This is a genomic window from Globicatella sp. PHS-GS-PNBC-21-1553, from assembly GCF_033564055.1.
GTDB lineage: Bacteria > Bacillota > Bacilli > Lactobacillales > Aerococcaceae > Globicatella > Globicatella sulfidifaciens.
In genome coordinates this window covers 2,052,398-2,077,731 of the sequence record NZ_CP085470.1, presented here as the reverse complement: position 1 = coordinate 2,077,731, position 25,334 = coordinate 2,052,398, and the positions used below count along the sequence as shown (strand labels likewise).

Here is a 25,334-nt window from a genome sequence, read left to right as displayed (position 1 = left end):
TAATCAGATGTTATACTATAAATAATCAAATACTGCTTTTAGGAGGAACATACGTGCAACAAACTTACTTTTTAGGCGGATACACAAAAAGAGTTAATAAAGGAATATCCTCAGTCACATTTGATCCAAGCAAGACTAAATTTGGACCAGTCATCCCTGTTTCTGCGCTCAATAATCCAACTTGGTTAACCCTTAATGAAAATAAAGATACCTTATTTGCTATTAGTAAAGCTGATAAAGGTGGTCTGACAGTACTGAAAAAAGATGCCAATGGTATTTTCATTACGCAATCAGAATGCTTTGCAACTGATATTCCTGGGTGTCATATTTCATATCATGAAGCAACACGTACTGTTTATGTTTCGAATTATCACCAAGGGTCCATCGATATTTACCGTTACAGCGAAGCAGGAGAACTCTCTTTCATTGAGCAAGTCACTCATTCTGGCTCAAGCGTTCATAAAAATCAACAATCACCTCATGTTCATATGACTCATTTTAGTAAAGATCAATCACAACTATATGTTTGTGATTTAGGAACAGATGAAGTGTATGTCTATGATATTCAAAATGATGGTTTACTGTCAGAATTTTCAGTAACGAAGTTTCCAGCCGGCACTGGACCACGTCATATCACACTTCACCCAACCTTAGACGTAGCATATGTCATTGGTGAACTGGGTAACACGACTTCAGTTGTACGAATTAATGAAGATAAAACCTTAACCGTCATTAATACTTTACCAAATGTGGACGCTTCTGAAGTAGAGACCTCAGCTGGTGCAGCTATTCGTATTACTCAGGATGGTCAATTCTTATATTGTTCAACTCGTTTTTCAAATTTAATTACCGCATTCAAAGTGGATTCTGTTGGAATGTTAAGTGAAATCCAAAGAATATCAACTTATGGTGAAATTCCTCGCGATTTTATCTTGGATGAAACTGAAAAGTTTTTACTGATTCCACATCAAGACACCGATATGATTACAGTATTAAATCGTGATACAAAATCTGGTTTATTGAAAAAAGCTAAAGTGACGGCCTTAGCACCAGAATGTGTCAATATTATCCTAGCGTAATTATTATTTCTAGCACATTCAACTCGAATCAATTGACAATAGAAATGATAACATATAATTGCAAAAGTTTGGCAAAACTTCCGTTCTGCCAAACCTTTTTATTTTATATATCTTTTAAAGTGCCATATTTTTCTTCAATGGCCATTCGCACATTAGGTGGTACCATATCACTGATATCACCTTTAAAATAAGCCACTTCTTTAATCATACTTGAACTTAAATAACGATATTCCTCGTTGGCATACATTAACACTGTTTCCAGAGATTCAAATTGTTTACGATTGATAATCGCAATATTGCTTTCATATTCAAAATCTAGAGCATTGCGTACGCCTCTTAATAAAGCGACTGCATTTTTATTACGATAATAGGTTGCTACTAAGCCATCAGAATACAGTTCTACCGAAACATTTTTGATACCCTTAACGGCTTCTTCAATTAAGGTAACGCGTTCATTCGGTTCAAAAAGTCCTTTTTTGGTCGTATTAACGGCTACAAGAACAATTAATTCATCGAACAATTTGCTACCACGTTCAATCAAATCCAAATGTCCTAAGGTCAAAGGATCAAAACTACCTGGAAAAATTCCGATTTTTTTCATTTTATTCTACTTCATCCTCCCATTCATATAAATGAATTAATGTTAATCCGTATTGCTTCTCACGATATTTAGTCCATTGATTGATTGTCTCAGGTAAAGTTGTTTCATTATCAGTTTCACACATAATAGTCGTATCCTGATTGATAAAACCGTGTTGTCCTAACCATTTAATATCCTCAACAATTTTCTCTCGTTTATAAGGCGGATCAATTAAGATTAAATCAAAGATAACGGTTGGATGTGCCGTTTGATATTTTTTCAAACTCGCATAATTATCTCCAGCTAATAAGGTAAAACGCTCAGTTTCTTTAGTCATTTCAATATTATGTTTAATCGTCGCAATTGCTGCTCGATGTTTTTCACAAATAACCGCATGATCCATTCCTCGTGACACAGCTTCAATGGCTAGACCACCTGTTCCACCATATAAATCCAAAACGATGCCCGATTGACAACGACTTCCTAATAAATTAAAGATACTTTCTTTTATTTTATCCGTTGTCGGACGCGTATTTTGTCCTGGGACTGCTTTTAAAGGACGGCTGCCATATTTTCCTGCTACGACTCTCATTGTAGATCATCCTTATTTAACAGTGAATCACGTAATGATTTTAAAAATGAATCATAATGGACATCACCAGTTGCCGTATCTTCCTCTGCTTCAACTACCGATTTTTCTTGGAGTATATCTTTATCTTTACGATTGGGAATTGCATCCTTCCAAGTCATATCAATATCATCACGGTAAGAAACTTCGACTTTTTGAACAAAATGTAATTTATTTAATTTTTCAATTATCTCATCTTGTTCATCACGATTTACATATAAGATAACATAACGTAATCGATTGCTAATGAAATGAACATGCCCATATTTTCGAATATTTTTTACTTGTTTTAAGGTATAGAGCCACACAACCAGCGCTTGACGCTCAATTAATTCAAATTCCATTCTCATCACTCCAGTCTACTAATGAATCATCATCCATCTCATTCTCAAAACATGTTGATTGTTTTCTCTCCATTGATTCTCCTGAATAAATTTCATTAGCTAGTATTGTTTTTTTACGATTATTATTAATTACCAAAGGTGAATGCTCTTCATTTTGTTCATGAATGAACATTGCCTCTACTACTCCGATTGCAATCAAACTAACCATGATACTGGTCCCACCATAGCTAATAAACGGTAAGGTCACACCCGTTAATGGCAATAGACTTAGTGCACCACCAATATTAACAATCGACTGCACCAAAAACATAATTGCAATCCCCATTGTTAAATGACGACGATAGCTATCTTTCAAGGTGGTAGCTATTTTAAGTATATAAATCATTAAGAAAAAGAAAAAGATTAAGAAAATACTAATGCCTATAAGTCCTACCTCTTCTCCCATAATTGAAAAAATAAAGTCTGTATGCGCAGCCGGTAAATGATTTCTTTTGACTAGTCCCTTTCCTAGTCCTTTACCAAATAACCCACCATTACTAAAAGCGGTCAGTGATTGAATTATCTGATAACCTGAACCTAATTCATCGATAAAAGGATTAGTAAAAATACCAATACGTGCTTTACCATAATTTCCCGATGCAATTAAATTTGGACCATAAATATTCGACACCAAACGCAACATGAGATAGCCTAACATCAGGATGCCATAAATTATCGCGATTCCTTTCTTGGAAAACCAACTGTGGCCAAAAATCAATATCAAAATTAGACCAATAATTAGAATAGTCCCATAATCAGGCATTTTTAGTAATGCAATTAAAGTCATAGATAATATAATAAAACTTATTAAATGAAGTGGCTCTTTTTTTATCTCTTCGATTATGTCATTCAAGGTTTCAGATGGCTGTTTTAGTAAACTTGGAATCTTTAAAACTGTATTAGTAACCAAATCTAGATTGCTAAAACTTGCATACCACGCAAATAAGGCGATTAACGCTAGTTTTGATAATTCGGAAGGTTGGAATGAAAAACCGCCAATTGATAACCAGTTGGCTGCACCACCACGTTCTTCCTCAAATAATGCAGTATATAACATCATTAACATGAACGAACCTGAGATAGTCAAGATTAATGGTAATGAGCGATACCATTTACTAGGAATTAAAGGCATCAAAAACAATCCCAATGAACCAATTATGACCGCTCTAAACTGGCTAAAAACTAAACTTACTGCTTCATTGGTTCCATTACTATTTGTCTGATACATAGAGGCACTAAAGACAAAAATCATTCCAATAATCACTAAGATATACGTCATTAACAACAGTATATGATCTAAGGTTAAAAAATAATTGCGTATGGCCAAATATCCATTTTTAAGCCATTGTAACCCTTTTCTATTCTTGAAAGATAGCTTAAATTTTGTTTGATTTAATTTCATGAATGGCCTCCTCTCAGTTTCATTATTATAGCATAAATGAAAGTTTGAATGGTACTTTTACAAAATTTTCTTCGTAATAACAGCAAATCAATTCTTATTAAATAATAGACCGATTTTATTTTTAACCTGTATTTATATAAAAAAGAACCATTGAAGGAGTGAACTATCCGTTAAAAATAAAATGATTCTTGCTTCGTCTGTCTCCCCGCACAGTTGAGTGTGGGCAAGAACTAATAATTTTCGTTTCATCGTCCATCCATCACTCAACCACTACACTTTTAATTAACTTGCAATAACTTGATTGAATTTACAATGTTTATGCCTTTCCTCTTTAAGACGAAGAGAGACCGTTCAACCCCTGTGCTATAAAATAAACAGATGAAACAAACGAATTATTAAACGTTTCTAGCACCCCTCATTGCCCCTATTGATTATTTTCAAGGTCAAAATATGGAAATTACTTGATAAAAATAGTGAAGCACTATACACTATTATAGTGTCATATTTTTTAGATACACAAATGGAGGAATGAAATGCAAACAAATGAAATAACAAAAACAGAAAGTTGGTTCTCACGATTTATTAAAGGAATGTTTATTGGTTCAGGATTTATCGTTCCGGGAATCAGTGGCGGAGCTTTAGCAGCTATCTTTGGTATGTATGAACGTATTATTCGTTTTTTATCCAATATAACCAAAGACTTTAAAGAAAATGTTATCTACTTTATTCCGGTAGGGTTCGGAGCTTTGGCTGGTATTGTCTTCTTCTCTTTCGGAGTAAGTTGGGTTTTAGAAAATTATGAAACAATCGTTCGATGGTTCTTTGTCGGATGTATTGTAGGTACTGCTCCTTCATTATGGGCAGAGGCAGGCAAAAAAGGACGTCAGCAAAAAGACATCATCGTAATGGTGATTGCATTTATCTTTGGTTTTGTTTTATTAGTCTTTGGCCAACAATTATTCCAAGGTCAAGTTGCAGCTAATTTTATTAGTTGGTTTATCTCTGGTGCCTTAATTGCACTTGGAATTTTAATACCTGGTCTTAGTCCTTCTAATTTTATTATGTATATGGGGCTTTATCAAAAAATGTCAGATGGTTTTAAAACATTAGACTTTAGTGTTATTATTCCGATTGCCTTAGGTGGCTTAGCAACCATTGTTTTATTATCCAAATTAATTGCTTATATTTTTGATCGTAATTACTCTGGCTTCTTCCACTTTATTGTAGGTGTTGTCATTGCTTCGACGATAGTCATCATACCGACAGATTATGCTGGTTTTGGTTTTATCCAATATTTTGCATGCCTATTATCATTATTAGGCGGTACGCTATTAGGTTGGTGGATGTCTCAATTAGAAGAAAAATATAAATAAAAACAATCCATAATTAAAATTAATGACTCGTTCTTACTTTTGACGTTTCAAATGAAAAATAATTTTATTAGATGACTTTTGTACTAATTAACTACAAATAAATAGACTGAACAGTAATTTATTATGAACAGCCTTCTATCTAACTGATAGAGAGCTATCCATCATTTCTGTTCAGTCTTTTTGTATATCCAAATACATTTAATTTCGTCGTATTATATAGTTAAGTTTATCCAAAGATAAAGTTCGACCATTAAAATATCATACGGTAACAGCCGATTACTAAAATGAGTAATATCGAGTGACATACTTTATTTTTATCGCTTTAGAATGTAGACCATTGAGTCAAAATTCCTCAAGACCTTAACTTGTCGATTGATGCCATTCTACCATATCTCTCAATAATCAAAATCACTTGCATCGAATTGGCATCTTCGTTTTTAACGAGTCGCTTTCATTAAAATAATTTTAGTTTAAGACTACTTAATAACATGAATCCATTTTTGAGACCTAAACCTCATGAACCCGACAATTGCTTTAACTACTTCATCCATTAACACCATTGACATCACCCATAAGATTGGCAATCCTAAAAATTTAGCTCCAATAAAAGCTAAAGGAACTCCTACCAACCAAACTGCAAAAGTCTCCATAAACATTGAAAATCTTGTATCACCACCACCTCTAAGGATGCCCACTACAATAATGGAATTAAAGGCTTTTAATACATAGAATAACCCAATTACAATGAATAATTGACTTGAAATATGTCGAACTGTTGGACTTAAGGATGGAAATGCCATTAATAAAATATCTCGTCCCAGAACAACCGATGTTCCGATGATAATTCCAAGTATAATGACAATTTTAATGAAACGAAGCCCTAAATCGTAGGCTTCTTCTGTTTCGCCTCGTCCCACGGAACTTCCAATCATAATTGTACAACTGTTAGCCAATCCTCGTACTAATACAAATAATATGTTCTGTATAGAAGCAACAATTTGAACCGCAGCAGTTGATTCTGTCCCCGTCATCGCATAAGCAATATTGTAAAGCACTTGCCCTAATGACCAAAAGGTTTCATTTAAAATAACCGGACTCACAATTTCAATATATTGTTGTATAAAAGTTTGGTCAAAATTAAAAAATTGTTTAAAAGAAGCATTAATCGGTCCCTTATAACGGAAGGTATACCAAAGAATCATCATAAACTCTACAAAACGTGCAATAACCGTTCCTAATGCAGCCCCTACTACACCTAAACGTGGTAAGAAACCAATCCCAAAAATTAATAAATAATTAAAAATAGCGTTCGTAAAAAAGCCCACAATCGAAGCATATAGTGGTCGATTAGGTGCTCCGGTACTTCTTAATGAGGTACCAAAAGCAAAACTAACGCTCGTCATAATATATGATAAACTAACCACCTGCAAATAGCGACTGCCACTAGCAATGACTTCTGGATCACGAGTGAGTAGGCCCATTATAAAGTTTGGGAACAATAAAGCAATCATTGTAAACAATAAACCAAAACCGGTACACAATGCAATTGCAAAGCCTGTTACACGTTGAACATTGGCTGTATCCTTTCTTCCCCAGTACTGTGATACTAACACTGATGACCCTGTATTAATTCCAAAACATATCAAAATATAAAAGAAAAATACTTGGTTCGCCAACCCCACACCTGCTAGCGTAATATCTCCTAATGAAGAAATCATGAGCGTATCTAGCATATTTAAAGAAGAAGTAATTAAATTTTGAATCGCAACTGGTATCGCAATTGCTAACATTGTTTTATAAAAATGATTTTTTTGTTCCATTCACCAAACCCCTTATTCATTTATCATTTCTAAAATTTGATCACTCACCTGATCCATTAATAAGCTCGGATTATATACATTAAAGTTATCAAAATTAAGTGTTATCGTTGCTCCCACTTCTGCCGTAATGGCATCGGCACTCCATAAAATGACACCCATTAATTGATACGTTTCTTTATTAATCAGATAATCAATTCCATAAACCTTGTTATCTTGATTGAATACTTCCTTATCTAATTCAGTTAAGGTTGATGAAAATTGTTCATAATCTTGTTCAAAAAACTCTCTCAAAGTAATAAAAGTTGACTCTTCGGTTGCTTCTAATTGTTCTAACAGATCGTACTGTTCGTCTAAGCGCTGAACAAATTGTGCATAGCGATTACTTTGCTTAACTTCTTGAATTTCAACATTTCCTTCTATTTCTTGGTACTGTCGATTTGCTTTCCAAAAACTTACATTAGTCAATGACTGTTCTTTCAATACACCTTCAATTAAACTATAGGGTTCGCCATTTAAATAATTTCCCATTATTAAAGTCGTTTTGGTTTGATCATCTCGGTAAGTCTCAAGATAATTAATCACTTGATAAGGATTAGCTTCTGCAATCAATTGCTGTTGTTCTTTTTGTGAGGTTTCCAAGCTAACTGTTTGATTCGTATCAATTTGCCAGTTTTCAAACTCAGCTTTCGAATTAATATTAGATTCGATTTTGACCTTGTATTGAGAATCTAAATCATTGATCACCATATTCATTACAATATAAGTAATATCACCATTTTCTGTATCTACTCGATATTGTGCATCCATTTCAATCTGAGCATTTTTAGAAAGCATCATCGGTAAACTAAATAATTGAGGTGCAATTGTTAATAGTTGTTCATCCTCAATCTTACGCTTAACCATTACGTTGTTTTCTGATTCATCAAGCTGCCATTCATCGCTTCCTTCAAATAAATACTTCATTAAGGAAATATAAAGAATGGTCGATTTAGTATCTCCTGACAAATTTTGCCACGAATTAGAATTGAAGCGATAATAATACTCTTCTCCAGTATAGTAAATTTGCTCTTCAAGCTCATGAGAGTTTTGCTCAATTTGGTTTGTCACCAAATAACCTTTAAGTTGACCTTCTTCATAAAGTTCCTCTGTTTTTTCTTTGACTTTATATAATTGGTCATTAATTGTAGTGGAAACAGCCAAATTCATGCTCACTTTATCAAGGGCTTCAAAACGCTTAGCTATTAATTGTTGCAATTGTTGCTTCTTGGTAGTACTTTGTTGGTGGTCTTCCATTACATTGACTTTGCTATCGTCAACTGACTCAGAAATATTACTAGTCGTTTTAATGGGATTAACTGGGCTTAAATCAACACATCCACTTAGCAATAATACACTTAAAGTCACAAGACAATTTCTTTTAAAGTTCATCAAACTCTCCCCCTATCTCTTTTGTATTATATCTGATTAATCCCCTACTAACAACCTATGAAAAAGAAGATTATCAACTTGTAACAAACTGAAATATCTGCAACTAACAGCCTTAAAAATGCTTGTTTACGCCTCTTGTAGCGGATAATTTTACATAAAAAAATCGTCTAACATTGTAAAATGTTAGACGAAAATTAATTCAACTATATAATCTTAGACTAAGCTAAGCGATCTGCAACAACTTCCCAGTTTACTACGTCCCAGAATGCTTTAATATAATCTGGACGACGGTTTTGGTAGTTTAAGTAGTATGCATGTTCCCAAACATCTAAACCTAATAAAGGTACTAAGCCATCTGTTAATGGGTTATCTTGATTTGGAGTAGAAACTACTTCTAATTTACCATCATTAGAAACTAACCAAGCCCAACCGGAACCAAAACGTGAAGCGGCAGCAGCAGCAAATTTTTCTTTAAATTCGTCTACAGAACCAAATGCTTCAACAAGTTTTGCTTCTAAATCTGCTGGAATCTCTTTCGCTTGAGAAGGCGCTACTAATTCTTCCCAGAATAATGTATGATTATAGTGACCACCACCGTTGTTGCGGACAGCAGTTTGAATATCTTCTGGCAATTCTGCCCAACCTTTAACTAATTCTTCAATTGATTTGTCAGCATATTCTGTACCTTCAACTGCTTTATTCAAGTTAGTAACATAAGCGTTATGATGTTTTGTATAATGGATTTCCATCGTTTGAGCATCAATAACGGGTTCTAAAGCAGCATATTCATAGTTTAATTTTGGTAATTCAAAAGTCATAAAGAATCCTCCTTAATATTTTAACTTAAGTTTAACATTTTTAAAGATAATAAAAAAGTTATTTGCTTATATTAAGATTTTATACCATTCATTTTCTTTAATAACTGACGAATTTCAGTAATATCGTATTCACTTAATTTATCAAAATTAGCAGTTAGTTGCTCCGCATGAGTTGGGAATAACTCATCCATTAATTTGCGTCCACTTTCCGTAATCTCTACGTTGATTACTCGACGATCTTCTGGAGCAAATTCACGTTTAACTAATCCTTTATCACATAATTTATCAACGATATAAGTCGTACTACTATTAGCAATCAAAATACCTTCTTTAATTTGTTGCGTCGTTCGTTTTCCTTTATGATATAAGATTTCTAAGACCGCAAATTCATTCAAATTTAAACCAAAACTCCCTACAAATTTACGAGTTTTAGATTCTATTTCATTAATGCTGCGTTTTAAAGCAATATAAGTTTTTAAAGATTCTGCTTTTCGTGACATACTTTGTCTCCTCTCTTAGTGTCATAAATCCTCCCATATTTATGCCTCATGTCGTTGTTTAACACGCTTAAATATATTAACATACTTTCTCTAGAGATAAAACAAAAAAAGGATTTAGCATTTAAATAAATGCCAAATCGCTACCTTTTAGCCTATAAAATCAATAATATCCTTAAAATTAACAATGGTCTTATCTTCACAAATATCTTTCATTGTAGTGTCTGAATAGTCCCAGTTAATTTTTACAACGGCGCTATTTGTCAATAATTTAATAATTGTCCCACGCATCATATTATCCCTAAATTCAAAAGTAATGACTTCGTTCAATTCAGGTCTAATCGATTTTTTTACCTTTTCAATCATTTCTTGTGCTTCATCAAATTCTACTTGGAGAATAGCGGCAATTCGTGATTTACTTGTCCCTCGACGTAACTCTTTTTCAATTATTTTCTTGGTTTTTATGTTAAGTTTCTTTGTCATATCGTACCCTCTTCCTAATTGACAAGAACGCCTACAACTAAATCTATTGTACCACATTTAAAAGAAAAACGCATTCAATTTGAACTTTTCAAGATCTTTAGCTGTGATTTAGATTTAGATTTAAAATAAGTATACATAGTGGCTTATATTTTTAATAAACATAATCAATATTATTTTTTACTTGTGAATAGTTTGTAGAAGGATTTTTCTCAATGTTTTATTAGGATTTTAATTGAGACTGTGACTTAAGTTCAAAAACTCTACATTTACGAATTTTGAGGTCAAAATCTTAGCCACTCGCTATGAAATGGAACAGAAGTAGAAATTGAATAATTTTCGCTTCGTCTCTTCTCCCCGCACAGTTGGGAGTGGACCAGAAGTAGAAAATTGAATAATTTTTGCTTCGTCTGTTCACCCCCGCACAGTTGGGAGTGGACCAGAAGTAGAAAATTGAATAATTTTCGCTTCGTCTGTTCACCCCCGCACAGTTGGGAGTAGACCAGAAGTAGAAAATTGAATAATTTTCGCTTCGTCTCTTCACCCCCGCACAGTTGGGAGTGGACCAGAAGTAGAAAATTGAATAATTTTCGCTTCGTCTCTTCTCCCCCGCACAGTTGGGAGTGGACCAGAAGTAGAAAATTGAATAATTTTCGCTTCGTCTGTCCACCCCCGCAAAGTTGAGTAGGTCTCAAGCAAGTCATTAAGACGCAGATTGAGACCACTCAACCACTGCGTTTTTAATTTAATAACAATACTTGATTGAGTTTACCAAATTTATTTTTAACCTCTTTAAGACGCAGGTTGATGCCATTCAACCACTGCGCTTTTACTTTAATAACAATAACTTGATTGAGTTTACCAAATTTATCTTTAACCTCATTAAGACGCAGGTTGAGGCCACTTAACCACTGCGCTTTTACTTTAATAACAATAACTTGATTGAGTTTACCAAATTTAACTTTAACCTCATTAAGACGCAGGTTGAGGCCACTTAACCACTGCGCAATAAAGTAAAGCGTTGGCTTCACAAGAATTATTATATTTTTTGCAAATTTTTTCCGTCATAGCCCGACAATCAACTATTCGCAGTTTATTTAATTTTTATCAAAATATATTCGATTAGACGGTAACAGCTATTATTAATTATTCAACTACTGGTTGCAATACCTTAATCGCTTGTGGTAGACATTTTATTGATAATGGCACTGCTGGTCCTTTATCTCCATCAATATTACCATAAACTTCATGGTCATCATCTTTATCAGTATAACGAATATTAAATTGTTCACTTTCTAAGATCAGTAAATGATCTGAATCTTGTAGTTTTAATCCGCCATCTATGGCTGCTTTAACTAAATCTTGCGGGGCACTTCCTTTAGCTGCCAATAGGTGAATTTTTCCATCATCAATTGTCGCCTCTGGTACAAGTTGTTCAAAACCACCCACACTATTGGTTAAAGCACAAACCACTAAATTAGTGTCAATAGGATATTCATTTTCTCCATCATCAATTGTTAACTTCAATGCGTCTGACTCAAAAAATGAACTCACAGCATCTTTAACATATGCAAAGAATCCTAAAGTATTTTTGTCATCAGAATCAGTCTCCATCACTGAAGTTGCAATTGAACCAACTGCTAAAGTGTTAATAAAGTAAACATCATTGACCTGAGCCATATCAAGTGGCTGTGGATGAACATTGCGAAATTGTTCAATCGCACTTTCAGGATTCAAATCATACCCTATTGCCCGACCTAAATCATTGACCGTTCCAAGAGGAATAAAACCAAAATTAGGTTGCTGAGGATTTTTCAAAACACCATGTGCTGTTTCATTAACAGTACCATCTCCACCTAAACAAAGGACACTATCCCCCTCAAATTGTGCGGCCCATTCCGTCGCATCTCCCAATTTTTCAGTTACTCTTACAGTTACCTCTGCTTGATACTCTTCTAGTAAAACTTGTGTTAATTTTCCTGCATACTCCACTGCTTTATTTTTACCTGATCCTGGATTTGCAATCACTAAGACTTTTTTCAACATAAAATCTCTCCTCTTAATAATACTCGCTATTCTCTTAAGTCAATTATTACATAAATCGTTACAACTAGGTTAAATTTATGCTTATAAATTATCTAAATTGGAGAAATATGTTAAAATATTATATAATAGAAAGGCTATCCATAGCAAAAAAAATTGTAGCATGCAACTACAAGGAGGAATTATAAATTATGTCAAAAGATTACCGTGTATTACTCTTCTATAAATATCAAACCATAGAAGACCCAGAAGCTTTTTGTCAAGAACATTTAGCTTTTGCAAAAAGTATCGGCCTTAAAGGGCGTGTATTAGTCGGAACTGAAGGGATTAATGGGACTGTTTCAGGAACAATTGAACAAACTGAAAAATATAAAGAATATGTCCATTCATTACCTGGCTTTGAAGACTTATGGTTTAAAGAAGATGAAGCAGATGACTATGCTCACAAGAAATTGTTTGTCAGACCACGTGAAGAAATTGTGGCTTTAAACTTAGAAGATGATATTGATCCACATACTACTACTGGACAATATTTATCACCAAAAGAATTCCGTGACGCTATCTTAGACGAAGATACCATTGTCTTAGATACTCGTAATGACTATGAATATGACTTAGGTCATTTTAAAGGTGCCATTCGCCCGGATATTCGTAATTTCCGTGAACTACCTCAATGGGTTCTAGATAATAAAGAAAAATTCATGGAAAAACGTGTTGTAGTTTACTGTACTGGTGGTATCCGTTGTGAAAAATTCTCAGGTTGGATGCTTCGTGAAGGTTTCAAAGACGTTGGTCAATTGCATGGCGGTATTGATACTTACGGTAAAGATCCAGAAGTACGTGGGGATTTATGGGAAGGTAAAATGTATGTCTTTGACGAGCGTATTGCAGTTCCAATTAACCATGTAAACCCAACAGTTATTGGTAAAGACCATTTTGACGGTACACCATGTGAACGCTATGTCAATTGTGGTAACCCATTCTGTAATGAACAAATCCTATGTTCAGAAGACAATGAGCACAAATATGTGCGTGGTTGTTGTGCTGAATGCCGTCGCCATCCTCGTAATCGATACATTGTGGAAAATAAATTATCAACAGAAGAATGGGAAGCACGTTTAAACGCAATTGGTGAGTCATTAAAAGATTCCGCTACTGCGTAAGTTATAATCAAATTAGCTAATTAAGTATGGACGATAATAGAAGAAAGTAGGTGTGATAGTGAGTAAGTTTGAAGATGAGATTCCTCAAAACAATAAAAAGAACGGCAATTTTTACGATGTTGATTTTGACTATCATGAGCCTCCTAAACCTAAAAAGCCGGAGTTGCCTCATGAATCTAAAGAAGTAGAGCCTAAAAGCCAAACTTCTAGTCACATTGATCGTTCAATCCGCCGTCTTCAATCACTTTTCACTCAAGCAGTCGATAGTCAGTCGCCTCACCAAAATCCATATAAAAAAATGATAAGATGGATTTTTATGAACGTGAAAAAAATCGGGATAAGATGGGCAAGATGCCCTTACCTACTCGCGAACAAATTAGAGCTGAAAGAGAGCGTCGTCGCCGTCTACGCATTGAAGAGTTAGAAAATATTGCTGATGCCAGTGAAGTTGAAAGAACATTCCATGAGCGTAATCTTAAGGAAGATTATTCACTCTATGCTGGGTCAACTGTTAACTCCCCAAATGAAGAAATAGCCGATTCAAAAATTGATAATTTTTCTGATATTAATCCCGTTCATAATGATCAGTTGAATGAAAAATCGAATGCTGCTTCTGGTCGTCAATCAAAGTATACCCATAAAGAATACCAGCAGGAAGATGCAACTTATCATGACATCAATTCTTATCATGAAGCTTTGATGGTCGATGATAACTCTCATCAAATGGATTCTATTCAACTTCCAGATGAAGAAGCTCTAGCGAATCCACCTATCTTGGATTCCTTAACTCCTTCAAAAGTGAATACAATGGGAAAACAGCACCGAGAAAACGACGTTCAATCGGGTGATAATGTTGATGGAACCTCGTCTAGCAAAATCGACTATTCGAGTGAAGAACTTTTAACGATTCACCCCGATAATCTTTCTAAAAATTCAAAATCTGACTCATCAATCGATGATAAACAAAACAAGAAGGTTTCAGCAAGTAATGTTTTTTCTGATAACAACGTCGATCATGAAGAGGTTTCATCATCTAGGATTCTATCAAATGAATACTCTGAAAGTAAGGATAGTCGTTACTCAGCTCAAAGTAATGTCACTATTGATAATATATCACCTACCGGTGACGCGAGTTTCCTATCAAAATCGGCTTCTAACATAGTTGATTCAACATCGACTAAAGCTGACACAATGGCAAAAGCTGATGAAAATGACCAGTTACAGAATCAATTAGCGGGTCAAAACAATCAAAACGCATTATCTGAACAAAATAGATCGTTATCTCATAATGATGCGTCTGATTTAGAAGCTTCAGATACGATAGGCAATTATGATTATTCTGACTCGAAAGCTGTGAAAGATGACTCTGAAATTGACAAAGACGACTCTGGAATTAACAAAGCCGATTCTGAAACTATGAAATCAGACGCTGAATCCAATAAAGCCGATGTTGAATCTGATTATTCCAACTTAGGAGCTAAAGATCATGCAGATGGACCTACAGTTCCTCTAATAATGGATGATCATACTGAAAATGAAACAGAAAACCAGTCTACATCAAAAAATGAAGTTCATTCTGAACACATTAATGATGACACTGATAACTTTGACGAGGTAGTGGTGGCATCTTCAGTGTCGCAAAATAAAACTGAAATAATCAAAGCCAAAAAACATAATAAAAAGAAACGTAAAAGTAAAAAAGAAAGTGATATCTATTCACTCTCCAATCTTTCAACCAAAGAAAAAGTAATTTTTGGTTTTAATGTTTTCTTTGACGTTCTAAAACGTTTTGCAATTTATATTTTATTAATCGGATTATTAATGGGTGCATTAGCGGGCGGTATTGGTCTAGGCTACTTTGCCAATTTGGTTTCCAAGACACCCCCTCCTTCTAAGGAAGAGATGGCAGAACAAATTAATCGTGTCGAACAACAAAGTACCCTATACTATGCCGATGGTAATCCTATTGCGAATGTTAGAGCCGATGTGGTTCGAAGTGTCACTCAATTAAGTGATATTTCACAATATATCGTAGATGGATTGGTTGCAACTGAAGATGAATATTTCTATGATCATCCAGGCATTGTGCCAAAAGCAATCTTAAGAGCAGCCTTACAAGAGTTGTTATTGTCTGGTTCTGGTACTGGTGGTTCTACCTTAACGCAACAATTAGTTAAACAACAAATGTTGACGAATGATGTCACCTTCTTCCGTAAAGCTAACGAGATATTACTAGCTTTACGGGTTGAAAATTATTTTAGTAAAGATGAAATTCTAACTGCTTATTTAAATATTTCGCCTTTTGGTCGCAATAACAATGGCGAAAACGTCGCAGGTATTCTAAGTGCTTCTGAAGGTATTTTTGGAAAAAGTCCAAATGAAGTAAACTTAGCTCAAGCCGCTTTCTTAGTTGGTTTACCACAAGATCCATATAATTACACGCCTTATAATCAATATGGTGAAATTAATGAAGATCAAACCGCAGGAATCGAACGGATGAAAGAAGTACTGTTTAGAATGTACCGTGCACAAAAAATCACCAAAGAAGAATATGAGCAATCGATACAGTATGACATCACCAAAGACTTTATTCCTACTGAACAAAAGAGTGTCGAAAGACAAACTTACTTATATCAATCCATGATGAATGGTGCAATTGAACAAATTATGCGTTTAAATATTGCCGACCAAGGTTTAACTTGGGATCAAGTTAATGCTGATGTAGATTGGTATAACGAATTTTATTTTGAAGCACTTGAACAATTAAGAACTGGTGGCTACCATGTCTATACAACTATCAATAAAGATATTTATGATTCATTACAAACACTAGCTGCTAAATACAAAGATCAATTAGGTGTGTCATATGATGGTGTCTATACAGATCCTGATTCAGGCGATGAAACATACTATGTTGAAACTGTTCAAGCTGGTATTGTCGTAATGGAAAATAAAACAGGTAAAGTACTTGGTTTTGTGGCTGGTACAGATTATGAAAACAATCAAATTGACCATGCCTTTGGTATGAGACGTTCACCGGGTTCAACCATTAAGCCTCTGGCAGTATATGGTCCGGCTGTTGAAAATAATTTGATTAATCCATCAACTGTTATTCCGGATACCGCCTTTGAAATTACCTTTGAAGATGGTAGCACATGGACCCCAACTAACTACGGTGGTGTGGTCAGTGGAGGGTTAATGACTGCTCGTACTGCTTTACTGAAATCAGATAACCTACCAGCCGTTCGTATTTATCAAAAATTAGTCGAAAATAACATTCCAATTTTTGATTATATGAAAAAAATGGGCTTTGATATCAATGATTCATATACTAAAGAAGATACCGAAAACTTAGCCTTCTCCTTAGGTGGAGTCACGACTGGTCCGACCGTTTTTGAACAGACAAGAGCCTTTACGACCTTTGCAAATAATGGACAATATATTGATGGGTATTTTATTGAGCGTATTGAAGATGCTTATGGAAATGTGATATATCAACATGACGTAGAACCTGTAAAAGTTTTTTCAGAAGATACAAACTATATTTTAGTGGATATGCTGAGAGATACTAATACCGAAGGTACAGGCCGTACAGCAGCTGCTCATATGCAAATGGGTGGTGATTGGATCGCCAAATCCGGTATCAGTGAAAATTCACGTGATATTTGGTATTTAGCTTCAACCCCTAAAATTACTACTGGTACTTGGATAGGTTATGACAATCGTTATTATGATTATTATATTGATATTAACGATGGTTACGGACGTGAATCCGAGCGTATCCAAATTTATTGGGCTAATATTATGAATGAACTTTATGCTCAATATCCTGACATCTTTGGTACCGAAGAAATATTCGTCATGCCAGATAGTGTTAAAGAAACAGAAGTCCTTAAAGAGACAGGTACACTACCAGGGTCTATAACAGTGAACGGTACTAACATTAATGTTAACCAACCACTGGTTAAAGAAATTTTCAAAACTTCTAGACCTGCACCTGAATTAAAATACGACTTTATCTTTAATGGAACTGAGCAAGATGCACAGAATTTCTGGGCTTCTTATATTGCTAAAGCTCAAGAAGCGGCTCGTAAACAACGAGAAGCACAACAAAGAAATAACTCTCAAACAACGACAACGGAATCTAGTGAAACGACAACTGATGGTGAAACACCAAATGAAAGTGGAACGCCAGCTCCTGAAACTCAACCAGAGGTTACAGAGCCACCTGCTAGTACAACCGTTGCTCCAGGTTAATTGAGAACAGAAAACTCCGAGAAGAAATCAGTATTAATCGACTGATACTATCTCGGAGTTTTTATTTATCTTTTACAAATGGTCTAATATCTTTTGAACAGCTTCTTCAATAATCGCAGGTGAAGTTGCTAAATTCAAACGAATGTAACCATTATAACCTTTCCCAAACCATTCTCCAAAATCAACAGCCAAGCCACATTGATCTTGAATAAACGCCTTACAATCACGTCCCTTTAAAATAGGATTCAAATTGATAAATTGAAGATAGGTTCCTTCTAATGGGTATATGATAATTTCTGGTGCATGATCTGTCAATTTTTGACGCACTAGTTGATCATTATATTGAATCACTTGTAGTAAAGATTCTAACCATGCTTCACCTGTTTCATAAGCTGCCGCAGTAGCGATAGAACCTATTAAATTGACACCGATGTCGCCCACACGGTTAACATATTGATCATAGTGTGAACGTAATGTTTCATTAGGTATCATAACCATGGAGTGAGTTAAACCTGCAATATTAAAGGTTTTAGATGCAGATGTTACCGCAATGACACCCTCTTGAATATAAGGGTGATTGAGGCTCAATAATGCGATTTGTCGGTGGGGTTGATAAGCAAAATCTTGATGAATTTCGTCCGCAATTATCACAACTTGGTGTTTTTGACAAATATCTAATAATCTTCTTAATTCTTTTTCCTTCCATACCCGTCCTACTGGATTATGAGGTGAACATAAAATAAAGAGTTTAACTTGATGTTCAATAAGTTTGGCTTCAAATGCCTCAAAATCTATTTCAAAATGATGGTCCGTTGTTTCGATTAAGTCCGCTGATACTAATTTCCGACCGGTATGTTCGATAGCATGACTAAAAGGATAATAAACGGGTTGCATTATAATAACAGCCTCTTCTGGTTTTGTAAAAGCATTTACAAAATGATACAAAGCCTTTACTACACTTGGAGTGAAACGAATCCAATCCTTGTTTAATTGTACATTAAAGTGTTCTTGCATCCATTTAAAAAACGGCTCATAGTAGTCATCATCCAAAAAAGAATAACCATAAACGCCATGTTCAATACGCTTTGTAATCGCTTGATTAATTCCGTCCGCTACTTTAAAATCCATATCTGCGACCCAAAGTGGAAGCAAATTTTCGGCACCAAAGATTGGTTGGAGACCATCCCATTTTACAGAATGAGTGCCTTTTCTATCAATCGCATACTTTTTAATAAACTTTTGCATTAAATCCCTCTTCTCTATTCCGTTACTAACTGAATTGTATAATTTTTATCATTTGACTGTCAATGGTAATCAATATTTATTAATACTTAGACAGAACATATACTATCGAACAACTATTATACAATCGGCTAATAACAAAAAAAGAGACTTAACAATAAAGAAAACTTTATTGTTAGTCTCTACGAAACGACAGAATACTAAAGTATCAGTTATCACGGTTCACAACATGATAACATATAGCGCCATCCTGGCTTCATGCTATACTGTCTTTCAGTCTACCAGACTGCTTTCGACTCATCGCATATAGACACTATATCATATCCTTCAATCGAAAGCAATCATCTGACTGAATTCATCTAAATGATGGATGTCCAAGCTTAACATATTTAATCATTATCTTTTATATTAAAGTAAATATAAAAGATAATGGATAATTAACTCACTGAAAGAATAAAAAAGAGCTCTGGCACCCTTATTAAGGTAAGCTAAAGCTCAATGATCCTGTAATAAATTATTTGTTACGCATTACTTCTAAACGATAGCCATCTGGGTCGGTTACGAAGAAGTAAGACGGTTCAGAACCAGGCAAACCTTTTAACTCGGTTGTTTCATATCCAGATTCTTTACATTTTGCATGAATTGCTTGTAAATCATCTACACCGATAGCTAAATGACTAAAGCCATTTCCAATTTCATAGCGATCTGAATCATAATTGTAAGTTAACTCTAATTCAAAATCTGAACCAGGTACTACTAAATAAATAATATCAAAGCCATGTTCTGGGAAACGACGTTCACGACTAACAGTAAAGTCAAATACCTCTGTATAAAATTTAATTGATGCTTCTAAATCATAAACGCGATAGCACGCGTGTAATAATGTTTGTGCCATGTTTTCACTCCTATTTCATTACTACTTATATCATAGCAAATTATTAATTTTATAACAAAAGTTTTGCTTTACATATCTAATTTTTCGAAAGCAAATGGCACTAATTCTTTTACCGAAGTTGTTAAAATGTCACCATTATTTCTTGTTAAATAAACTGGCGTATCTGGATCACAAAATTCAACCATTACTTGACGACAAATACTACATGGTGGAAGAAAATCTTCTGTATCACCACTGACAGCGATCGCTGCTATTGACTTAGGTCGGTAACCTTTCGTGGCAGCAGTAAATATCGCTGAACGTTCAGCACAGTTCGTAACACCAAAAGAGACATTTTCAACGTTCACACCTTCTATAATGGTGCCATCTTTCATTTCCATTGCGCATCCTACGGGAAAATGTGAATAAGGAATATAAGCATTTTTTTGTACTGATCTTGATAATTTAATTAATTCTTCTTTAGTTGCCATCTTAACACCTCATTTTCCTTTGTAATAATCAATTAATGCCGCTTCATCAAAAATTAAGGTTGCATCTTCCGTTACTAAAACTGGAATACCTACTTGATTCATTTCTTTTTTTCCAAAAATTCTTCACGAGTATCTCGTAAACTTAAAAATCTTTTCAAATTCGGCATTGTTTCCGTAATATTAACCGCCTCATATTCGATTTGATAAGGTTCTAATAGTTTAATAAAAGGATCGGTATCAGGACAAACTGAACTAAAAATAAAATAGGTTTACTCATAAACTTCATCCTCTCAATGGGGGTATTAATCTTATTATAAACGATTTTATGTAAAATGTCAGTTGAGTTTCATCAATTCATTAAATTTAAATGTACCATTATTCCGATTAAAAACGATTAAAAATAGACAATATAAATAAATCCACCCCATTCCATTTGTAATAGATGAAATGAGATGGAAATAACGAAGCTAAGTTAGCATAACAATCGAACGATTAATGCTTCACTTATAGTTTAACTACTATTTAATAGTTAATTTTTGACCAATTTGTAAGAAATCACTCGTTAAATTATTTAATTGTTTAATTTTAGCAACTGTTGTACCATGAGCTTTTGCAATAGTCCATAATGAATCACCTTTGACAACAGTGTATTGTTTAGATGGTGCTTCTGGTGCAGTAGTTCCTGTTAATTTTAATTTTTGACCAATTTGTAAGAAATCACTGGTTAAATTATTTAATTGTTTAATTTTAGCAACTGTTGTACCATGAGCTTTTGCAATAGTCCATAATGAATCACCTTTGACAACAGTGTATTGTTTAGATGGTTCTTCTGGTGCAGCGGTTCCTGCTAATTTTAATTTTTGACCAATTTGTAAGAAATCCCTGGTTAAATTATTCCATTGCTTAATTTGCGCTACAGTCACGCCATGTACATTGGCAATCTTCCATAATGAATCGCCTGCTACGACGGTATACACTGTACTTGGTTCAGATGGTTCTTCTGGTGTTTCTGGTGCAGCGGTTCCTGCTAATTTTAATTTTTGACCAATTTGTAAGAAATCACTGGTTAAATTATTCCATTGCTTAATTTGCGCTACAGTCACGCCATTTGCATTGGCAATCTTCCATAATGAATCGCCTGCTGCGACCGTATAAACGGTACTTGGTTCAGTTGGTGTTTCTGGTGCTTCTGGTGCAGTCGTACCTGTTAATTTTAATTTTTGGCCAATTTGTAAGAAATCACTGGTTAAATTATTCCACTGCTTAATTTGCGCTACAGTCACTCCATTTGTATTGGCAATCTTCCATAATGAATCACCCGCTACGACGGTATAAACTGTACTTGGTTCAGATGGTTCTTCTGGTGCTTCTGGTGCTTCTGGTGTTGTAGCAGAAACAGTTAACTTTTGACCAATTTGTAAGAAATCACTGGTTAAATTATTCCACTGTTTCAATTCAGCTACTGTCACACCATTTGCTTTGGCAACTTTCCATAGGGTATCTCCGGCAACTACTGAATATTGAGTTGCTTGAGCTTCAATCATTAATGGTGATACAGAAAATCCTAAAGTGGCAATTGAAACTAATAAAGTACGCTTTAAATTTTTCATTGTTAACTCCCCTTTTTTGTAACATTTGTAACACTTTTGTTACATTAAAGATAACACTCTCATATAAATTAGTCAAGCGCTTCAATCAGAATTCAAAAATTTTTCAAAAAATTTTCATAAATATAAAAAGTACCTAGTGAGAGTTCAAAAAACACTCACAGGTACTTAATATAATACTGTTAGATCAATAATAATTTAGAATCAAGATAAGTTTTTCAGTAAAATCTAAATTAGTTTCATACATTTAATTTATACTAGTCTTCTTTTTCCGAAAAATATTCTGGAAAATGATTTGTTACAATCTCGTTACAACGATAGCATAATTCCTCAGCTCCAGCAATTGTTCCTACTTCCTCTCGGATTGCGCGACATCTTTCACATACATGTCCCGGTGCATGAGTAACTGAAACTTTAAAATGATCAAATTCATGGGCACTTGCTGCGGCTTCATTAATATCTTTTAAATCTAATTTAGATACAATTAATAATTGATCCAATTGATCACTTAAATTAGTCAATACTTGACGCATTTCTCCATCTGTATAAACCGTAACAGCTGCTTCAAAAGATTTTTTAATTGGGTCTTCTTCAACATTTTTCGCTTCTTCTAGAACTTTATTAACAGCATCTTTCATTTCAAAGAATGGCTCCCATTCTTTAATTACTGCTAAATCTTCTGTAATGTCTTTTGTTTTAGGCATATCTTGTAATTGTACAAAGCCTTCAGCTCCAGGTAATTCTTTCCAAGCCTCTTCCATTGTATGTAATAAAATAGGGGTAAGCAATGGAATTAACCCACTTAAAATGTCATAGATAACAGTTTGCATTGCGCGACGTGCACTGGCATCTGCTGCTTCAATATATAAGACATCTTTAGCGAAGTCTAGATAGAATGCAGATAAATCTACGGTAATAAAATTGATTACTTTCTTATAAATCGTTGAAAATTCAAATTCATCATAAGCTTTCAATACATCGTGTACCAATACATTATATTTTGCCATTAAATATTGGTCTACTTTACGTAATTCAGATACTCGATCGGTCTCTGGATTAAAGTCACCAATGTTTGATAGCATAAAGCGAATCGTATTACGAATTTTACGATAAGATTCTGATACTTGTTTTAAAATATCATGCGAAACACGAACATCATTTTCATAGTCCACACTTGCTACCCACAGACGAATAATGTCAGCTCCTAATGTTTCCATTACTTCTTCAGGTAAAATAACATTACCCAATGATTTACTCATTTTTTGACCCTTACCGTCCATGACGAAACCTTGTGATAATACAGCTTTGTAAGGTGGTACGCCATTTACCGCAATCGAAGTAGTAAAACTTGAGTTAAACCAACCACGATATTGATCTGACCCTTCTAAATATAGGTCTGCTGGGAATGATTGACCTGGTCTTTCTAAGACACTTGCATAAGAAGTTCCTGAATCAAACCATACGTCCATAATATCCATTTCTTTCGTAAACTCACCATTTGGGCTACCTGGGTGAGTAAAGCCTTCAGGTAATAACTCTTTAGCTTCACGTTCAAACCAGATATTAGATCCATTTTCAGCAACTAATTGTGCCACATGTTCAATGACTTGTCCATCAAGAATGGCCTCGCCATTTTCAGCATAGAAAATTGGTAATGGAACGCCCCAGACACGTTGACGTGAAATGACCCAATCGCCACGGTCACGTAACATATTATAAATACGAACTTGACCTGATGGATGATACCAAGTGACATCATTATCAACAGCCGTTAATAAATCTTGACGGAATTTATCAATCGAAGCAAACCATTGTGGCGTCGCACGGAAAATGACTGGCTTTTTAGTACGCCAATCATGTGGATAACTATGAAGCAATTCATCTTGTTGTAATAAACTGCCATTTTCAGCTAATTGCTCCATCACAAGCTTATTCCCTTTAAGATAGAATACGCCTTCTAAACCTGGTGCTTCATCCGTGAAATGTCCGCGATTATCAATTGGCGATAAAATTTCTAATCCATATTTTTGACCAATTTGGTAGTCATCTTCCCCGTGTCCTGGTGCCGTATGAACTAATCCAGTACCTGCATCCATCGTTACATGATCTCCGACCATTAATAATGATTCGCGGTCATACATCGGATGTTGAGCTGTCATATGGTCGAATTGAATCCCTTCATATTCGGCTACCACTTGGTAATCTTCCCAACCAATTTCTTGGGCAACTTTTTCTAATAACTCTTTCGCTACAATGAATTGACGTTCTGCCACATTAACTGCTACATAAGTGGCATCGGGTTTAACTGAAATCCCTAAGTTTGCCGGAATGGTCCAGGGAGTCGTCGTCCAAATAACAAATTCAGCTTTTTCATCAACTACGCCTTTCGTATCTTTCACTTTGAACGCTACATAAATAGTTGGCGAAGTGACATCTTGATATTCTACTTCAGCTTCTGCTAATGATGACTCACTAGATGGTGACCAATAAATTGGTTTTAACCCTTTGTAAATATAACCTTTTTCGGCCATTTTACCAAAAATACGTAATTGAGCTGCTTCATATTCAGGTTGTAAAGTTAAGTAAGGATGGTCCCACTCTCCTGTTACACCTAAACGTTTAAACGTTTCACGTTGTGCATCTACTTGTTTTAAAGCATATTCCTCACACATTCTTCTAAAGTCAGCAACCGAATATTTTTTACGATCAATGCCTTCATTTTTAGTTAATGCTGATTCAATCGGTAACCCATGCGTATCCCATCCTGGAATATACGGTGCGCTAAAACCGTTCATTGATTTATAACGAACAATAAAGTCTTTCGTTACTTTATTTAAAGCATGCCCCATATGAACTTTACCATTGGCATATGGAGGACCATCATGTAAAATATATGACGGTTTGCCTTCATTTTTTAATTGGATCTGGTTATAAATATCTGCTTCTTTCCATTCTTCTTGTAATGATACTTCTTTGACCGGTAAATTTGCACGCATCGCAAAGTTTGTTTTTCCTAAATTTAATGTTTCTTTTAATTTCATTGTTATCTCCTTAATCATAATAAAAAATGTCCCTTCAAATTGAAGGGACGTAAAATTACGTGGTACCACCCAGTTTAGTTTCAATAAATTATTAAAACTCACTCTTTCATGATAACGCTATTTAAGCG

General features: G+C 34.6%; 22 protein-coding genes. 5 read left to right on the top strand and 17 right to left on the bottom strand.

The genetic code is table 11. The features are described 5' to 3' along the window. The first annotated feature begins 53 nt into the window (after nucleotides 1–53). Nucleotides 54–1,079 (top strand): lactonase family protein, encoded by a 1,026-nt coding sequence (locus LB888_RS09970; protein WP_318752823.1) that lies wholly within the window; start codon nucleotides 54–56, stop codon nucleotides 1,077–1,079. A gap of 103 nt (nucleotides 1,080–1,182) precedes the next feature. On the opposite strand, the gene coaD is transcribed toward LB888_RS09970, so the two are convergent. Genes coaD through LB888_RS09950 form a run of 4 tightly spaced genes read right to left on the bottom strand, consistent with a single transcriptional unit; the run spans nucleotide 1,183 to nucleotide 4,072 of the window. Then, nucleotides 1,183–1,680 (bottom strand): pantetheine-phosphate adenylyltransferase, encoded by a 498-nt coding sequence (gene coaD, locus LB888_RS09965; RefSeq protein WP_318752822.1) that lies wholly within the window; start codon nucleotides 1,678–1,680, stop codon nucleotides 1,183–1,185. 1 nt (nucleotide 1,681) lies between these two features. Further along, nucleotides 1,682–2,251 carry a 16S rRNA (guanine(966)-N(2))-methyltransferase RsmD gene (rsmD, locus tag LB888_RS09960; protein ID WP_318752821.1) on the bottom strand — a complete coding sequence of 190 codons (570 nt, stop codon included), beginning with the start codon at nucleotides 2,249–2,251 and terminating at the stop codon, nucleotides 1,682–1,684. After that, nucleotides 2,248–2,631: a YlbG family protein gene (locus tag LB888_RS09955; RefSeq protein ID WP_318752820.1), complete on the bottom strand. Its 384-nt coding sequence runs from the start codon at nucleotides 2,629–2,631 to the stop codon at nucleotides 2,248–2,250. Before LB888_RS09955 ends, rsmD begins: the two co-directional genes overlap by 4 nt. After that, on the bottom strand, nucleotides 2,621–4,072 hold the full coding sequence (locus LB888_RS09950; protein ID WP_318752819.1) for an FtsW/RodA/SpoVE family cell cycle protein: 1,452 nt from the start codon (nucleotides 4,070–4,072) through the stop codon (nucleotides 2,621–2,623). The genes LB888_RS09955 and LB888_RS09950 overlap by 11 nt, the downstream gene beginning before the upstream one ends. Nucleotides 4,073–4,605: 533 nt before the next feature. Between LB888_RS09950 and LB888_RS09945 the strand changes: the two genes are divergently transcribed. Further along, nucleotides 4,606–5,445 (top strand): DUF368 domain-containing protein, encoded by an 840-nt coding sequence (locus LB888_RS09945; protein ID WP_318752818.1) that lies wholly within the window; start codon nucleotides 4,606–4,608, stop codon nucleotides 5,443–5,445. A 476-nt stretch (nucleotides 5,446–5,921) separates the two neighbouring features. Here LB888_RS09945 and LB888_RS09940 read toward each other — a convergent pair whose 3' ends face one another. The 8 genes from LB888_RS09940 to LB888_RS09905 form a co-directional block, all read right to left on the bottom strand. After that, entirely contained in the window at nucleotides 5,922–7,265 is a 1,344-nt protein-coding gene (locus LB888_RS09940; RefSeq protein WP_318752817.1) for an MATE family efflux transporter, read from the bottom strand. A 12-nt stretch (nucleotides 7,266–7,277) separates the two neighbouring features. Further along, entirely contained in the window at nucleotides 7,278–8,693 is a 1,416-nt protein-coding gene (locus tag LB888_RS09935; protein ID WP_318752816.1) for a hypothetical protein, read from the bottom strand. 218 nt (nucleotides 8,694–8,911) lie between these two features. After that, nucleotides 8,912–9,511 (bottom strand): superoxide dismutase, encoded by a 600-nt coding sequence (locus tag LB888_RS09930; protein ID WP_311920864.1) that lies wholly within the window; start codon nucleotides 9,509–9,511, stop codon nucleotides 8,912–8,914. A gap of 71 nt (nucleotides 9,512–9,582) precedes the next feature. After that, nucleotides 9,583–10,011 (bottom strand): MarR family winged helix-turn-helix transcriptional regulator, encoded by a 429-nt coding sequence (locus LB888_RS09925; RefSeq protein WP_078756377.1) that lies wholly within the window; start codon nucleotides 10,009–10,011, stop codon nucleotides 9,583–9,585. Between the two features lie 147 nt (nucleotides 10,012–10,158). After that, a complete protein-coding gene (locus LB888_RS09920; protein WP_078756376.1) occupies nucleotides 10,159–10,491 on the bottom strand; it encodes a DUF2187 domain-containing protein in 333 nt (110 codons plus the stop codon). Between the two features lie 537 nt (nucleotides 10,492–11,028). Further along, nucleotides 11,029–11,217, bottom strand: a complete 189-nt coding sequence (locus LB888_RS09915; protein ID WP_318752815.1) for a hypothetical protein — start codon at nucleotides 11,215–11,217, stop codon at nucleotides 11,029–11,031. A gap of 11 nt (nucleotides 11,218–11,228) precedes the next feature. Next, a complete protein-coding gene (locus LB888_RS09910) occupies nucleotides 11,229–11,519 on the bottom strand; it encodes a hypothetical protein (RefSeq protein WP_318752814.1) in 291 nt (96 codons plus the stop codon). Between the two features lie 115 nt (nucleotides 11,520–11,634). Beyond that, nucleotides 11,635–12,534: a diacylglycerol kinase family lipid kinase gene (locus LB888_RS09905; protein ID WP_318752813.1), complete on the bottom strand. Its 900-nt coding sequence runs from the start codon at nucleotides 12,532–12,534 to the stop codon at nucleotides 11,635–11,637. Nucleotides 12,535–12,722: 188 nt separating this feature from the next. On the opposite strand from LB888_RS09905, the gene LB888_RS09900 reads away from it, so the two are divergent. From LB888_RS09900 to LB888_RS09890, 3 genes are read left to right on the top strand one after another with little or no spacing between them, the layout of a single operon-like run. After that, complete coding sequence (locus LB888_RS09900) at nucleotides 12,723–13,694, top strand: rhodanese-related sulfurtransferase (RefSeq protein ID WP_276648649.1); 972 nt, start codon at nucleotides 12,723–12,725, stop codon at nucleotides 13,692–13,694. A 58-nt stretch (nucleotides 13,695–13,752) separates the two neighbouring features. Next, complete coding sequence (locus LB888_RS09895; RefSeq protein ID WP_318752812.1) at nucleotides 13,753–14,118, top strand: hypothetical protein; 366 nt, start codon at nucleotides 13,753–13,755, stop codon at nucleotides 14,116–14,118. Then, the gene (locus tag LB888_RS09890; RefSeq protein WP_318752811.1) at nucleotides 14,046–17,951 is read left to right on the top strand and encodes a transglycosylase domain-containing protein; all 3,906 of its coding nucleotides are present in this window, start codon (nucleotides 14,046–14,048) and stop codon (nucleotides 17,949–17,951) included. Before LB888_RS09895 ends, LB888_RS09890 begins: the two co-directional genes overlap by 73 nt. A 72-nt stretch (nucleotides 17,952–18,023) precedes the next feature. On the opposite strand, the gene LB888_RS09885 is transcribed toward LB888_RS09890, so the two are convergent. From LB888_RS09885 to ileS, 5 genes are all read right to left on the bottom strand, one after another. Continuing rightward, a complete protein-coding gene (locus tag LB888_RS09885) occupies nucleotides 18,024–19,196 on the bottom strand; it encodes a MalY/PatB family protein (RefSeq protein WP_318752810.1) in 1,173 nt (390 codons plus the stop codon). 511 nt (nucleotides 19,197–19,707) lie between these two features. After that, on the bottom strand, nucleotides 19,708–20,088 hold the full coding sequence (locus LB888_RS09880) for a VOC family protein (protein ID WP_066126360.1): 381 nt from the start codon (nucleotides 20,086–20,088) through the stop codon (nucleotides 19,708–19,710). Nucleotides 20,089–20,156: 68 nt separating this feature from the next. Continuing rightward, nucleotides 20,157–20,558, bottom strand: a complete 402-nt coding sequence (gene cdd, locus LB888_RS09875; protein ID WP_311920857.1) for a cytidine deaminase — start codon at nucleotides 20,556–20,558, stop codon at nucleotides 20,157–20,159. A 518-nt stretch (nucleotides 20,559–21,076) separates the two neighbouring features. After that, nucleotides 21,077–22,168: a muramidase family protein gene (locus LB888_RS09870; RefSeq protein ID WP_318752809.1), complete on the bottom strand. Its 1,092-nt coding sequence runs from the start codon at nucleotides 22,166–22,168 to the stop codon at nucleotides 21,077–21,079. 254 nt (nucleotides 22,169–22,422) lie between these two features. After that, entirely contained in the window at nucleotides 22,423–25,206 is a 2,784-nt protein-coding gene (gene ileS / locus LB888_RS09865) for an isoleucine--tRNA ligase (RefSeq protein ID WP_318752808.1), read from the bottom strand. Nucleotides 25,207–25,334: the final 128 nt, after the last annotated feature.

Excerpts from the sequence above, each read along its gene's own strand:
- coaD (WP_318752822.1), bottom strand. The coding sequence starts at position 1,680 with ATGAAAAAAATCGGAATTTTTCCAGGTAGTTTTGATCCTTTGACCTTA.
- rsmD (WP_318752821.1), bottom strand. The coding sequence starts at position 2,251 with ATGAGAGTCGTAGCAGGAAAATATGGCAGCCGTCCTTTAAAAGCAGTC.
- LB888_RS09955 (WP_318752820.1), bottom strand. The coding sequence starts at position 2,631 with ATGGAATTTGAATTAATTGAGCGTCAAGCGCTGGTTGTGTGGCTCTAT.
- LB888_RS09950 (WP_318752819.1), bottom strand. The coding sequence starts at position 4,072 with ATGAAATTAAATCAAACAAAATTTAAGCTATCTTTCAAGAATAGAAAA.
- LB888_RS09945 (WP_318752818.1), top strand. The coding sequence starts at position 4,606 with ATGCAAACAAATGAAATAACAAAAACAGAAAGTTGGTTCTCACGATTT.
- LB888_RS09940 (WP_318752817.1), bottom strand. The coding sequence starts at position 7,265 with ATGGAACAAAAAAATCATTTTTATAAAACAATGTTAGCAATTGCGATA.
- LB888_RS09935 (WP_318752816.1), bottom strand. The coding sequence starts at position 8,693 with ATGAACTTTAAAAGAAATTGTCTTGTGACTTTAAGTGTATTATTGCTA.
- LB888_RS09930 (WP_311920864.1), bottom strand. The coding sequence starts at position 9,511 with ATGACTTTTGAATTACCAAAATTAAACTATGAATATGCTGCTTTAGAA.
- LB888_RS09925 (WP_078756377.1), bottom strand. The coding sequence starts at position 10,011 with ATGTCACGAAAAGCAGAATCTTTAAAAACTTATATTGCTTTAAAACGC.
- LB888_RS09920 (WP_078756376.1), bottom strand. The coding sequence starts at position 10,491 with ATGACAAAGAAACTTAACATAAAAACCAAGAAAATAATTGAAAAAGAG.
- LB888_RS09905 (WP_318752813.1), bottom strand. The coding sequence starts at position 12,534 with ATGTTGAAAAAAGTCTTAGTGATTGCAAATCCAGGATCAGGTAAAAAT.
- LB888_RS09900 (WP_276648649.1), top strand. The coding sequence starts at position 12,723 with ATGTCAAAAGATTACCGTGTATTACTCTTCTATAAATATCAAACCATA.
- LB888_RS09890 (WP_318752811.1), top strand. The coding sequence starts at position 14,046 with ATGCCCTTACCTACTCGCGAACAAATTAGAGCTGAAAGAGAGCGTCGT.
- LB888_RS09885 (WP_318752810.1), bottom strand. The coding sequence starts at position 19,196 with ATGCAAAAGTTTATTAAAAAGTATGCGATTGATAGAAAAGGCACTCAT.
- LB888_RS09880 (WP_066126360.1), bottom strand. The coding sequence starts at position 20,088 with ATGGCACAAACATTATTACACGCGTGCTATCGCGTTTATGATTTAGAA.
- cdd (WP_311920857.1), bottom strand. The coding sequence starts at position 20,558 with ATGGCAACTAAAGAAGAATTAATTAAATTATCAAGATCAGTACAAAAA.
- LB888_RS09870 (WP_318752809.1), bottom strand. The coding sequence starts at position 22,168 with ATGAAAAATTTAAAGCGTACTTTATTAGTTTCAATTGCCACTTTAGGA.
- ileS (WP_318752808.1), bottom strand. The coding sequence starts at position 25,206 with ATGAAATTAAAAGAAACATTAAATTTAGGAAAAACAAACTTTGCGATG.